Source organism: Candidatus Hakubella thermalkaliphila (genome assembly GCF_013281975.1).
In the GTDB taxonomy this organism is placed as follows: Bacteria; Actinomycetota; Humimicrobiia; order Hakubellales; family Hakubellaceae; genus Hakubella; species Hakubella thermalkaliphila.
In genome coordinates this window covers 1-1,639 of sequence record NZ_BLRZ01000223.1, presented here as the reverse complement: position 1 = coordinate 1,639, position 1,639 = coordinate 1, and the positions used below count along the sequence as shown (strand labels likewise).

Annotated in this window: 1 protein-coding gene; it reads right to left on the bottom strand. The window is 45.1% G+C overall.

The window, feature by feature from the left end:
• Positions 1 to 1,137: 1,137 nt before the first annotated feature.
• Positions 1,138 to 1,554, bottom strand: a complete 417-nt coding sequence (locus HW443_RS11090) for a (2Fe-2S) ferredoxin domain-containing protein (RefSeq protein ID WP_176238212.1) — start codon at positions 1,552 to 1,554, stop codon at positions 1,138 to 1,140.
• Positions 1,555 to 1,639 lie beyond the last annotated feature (85 nt).

Below are 1,639 nucleotides of genomic sequence, written 5' to 3'. Positions count from 1 at the left end.
GAAAGTGGATGTAATCCAGGTCATCGCATTTGAGTGGGTTCATATTCTCTCCAACTCCTTACCAATAGAACTTGACCTTTTCTTGCAGGTTATGTTATAATTATACTGGCTAGGGGATTAGGCAGTCAACTGCGTAACTCCTAACTATATTTAAGGAAGTTGTCTAAAAACTCGACCTTTTTAACGAGCTAGGGTTTCTTTTCTGACCGTGGCTACCACCAGATCACCAGGTAGCCTCAGTTTTCTCCTTCCATACCCTCCCTTGGCCTGGAAGAATACCCCGCTTCTTTAAGCGGGATTGTACACTGCCTCTAATTCCCCTGTCAAGCTATCTAAGATGGAGTTTACCCAGATCTTCTGACCCTCCAAGATCTACCCATGACCTCTCCCTGAAGGTCAAAAACCTGTAAGTCCGCCCCTTGGATTTTGATAGAGTTTACTCACAGAATAGGGCCATGAGAGGATCATCTTGGAAATCAGCATGGCCCATTTGAGAAAACTAGATGAAACTGCTAAAGATGGCCGTGACCCCTTGACCTCTATCAATTAGGAAGGTAGAGGAGTGCTTAAGTAGGATGTGGTGGGGGTAGAGGGAGATAGCAGACTGTTGAGTTTAAGCCCGGTAGTCTTTTCAGGGTGAGCGGGCACACTGGATGAAAAGTAAAGACAATCCCTTGAGAGTTCTGCCTATGGTATCCTTAAGACTTTCCTTTTAAGCCGAGCTTGCCTCCCAATTCCAATAACATAGCCAGAGGCGGCCCCATCTTCTTTAGAAGGCTGAAAGCAAAAGTATAGACTAATATTAACCCTACAACGTCATTTACCTGAATACATACAATATGTTCTGGTTCAATTAAAGAAATTGCCCTACATATTGAACCAAGATTCTTAAGTATCGCTGTAGGGTTAAGCCAGAGTGGAGATCGAAACACACTCAAATCTATTTTGCCATGCTCATCTCTTCAGCTCTCTATCAGGCAATGTATCCTAAAATTCCTCCCTGAACCCCGGTGTCTCCCTCTTAGCCTTAAATAATTTTATCTTCTCTAGGAGACCTCAAGGGGGAAACTCTGTCCTCAACCCCAGAATAGCCAAAAATAATCCATAAAAATAATCCCGAATTCCCTAAATCCGAATTTATTCAAAGCAGAGATTTGCTTTTTGCAGGCATATTTTTGTATTTTTGTGAAAGTTGCGGAATCGCTGGGTGCGCTGTTGCTTGTTATAAAAGGTGATGTCGCGATAATGAGATATTGGTTTGCCGATGACTGGATCGTAGTAGAATAGCCCTTCAACGGGTTTTCCCTCTGGCAAGAGTGATCGGGCAATTTCCGGGGTATCCTCTATTTTGACCCGGCAGTAGAGAAGGCCCTCCGGTTCGACAGTAACTACCGGATCTATCTCGCTGAAGCCGCGGCAGCCAGTGCCCTTGACCTGAACCTTATCTGCCAGACCTAATTGGGTCAGCTCTTTCACCAGCGCATGGTGAATTTGTTCTGCCCCCGCTGAAACACAGCATGTTCCCCGACCAATTAGGAGAGTCTTAGCTAACATCTTACTCTCTCCCTCTGGCAAAGATCTCTGTTACTTTCCCACTATTCAGGCGGCCATGGACTGTGGAGGTTACCTGGCCTTCAGT

Coding starts and splice junctions, on each gene's coding strand:
- HW443_RS11090 (WP_176238212.1), bottom strand. CDS start 1,554: ATGTTAGCTAAGACTCTCCTAATTGGTCGGGGAACATGCTGTGTTTCA.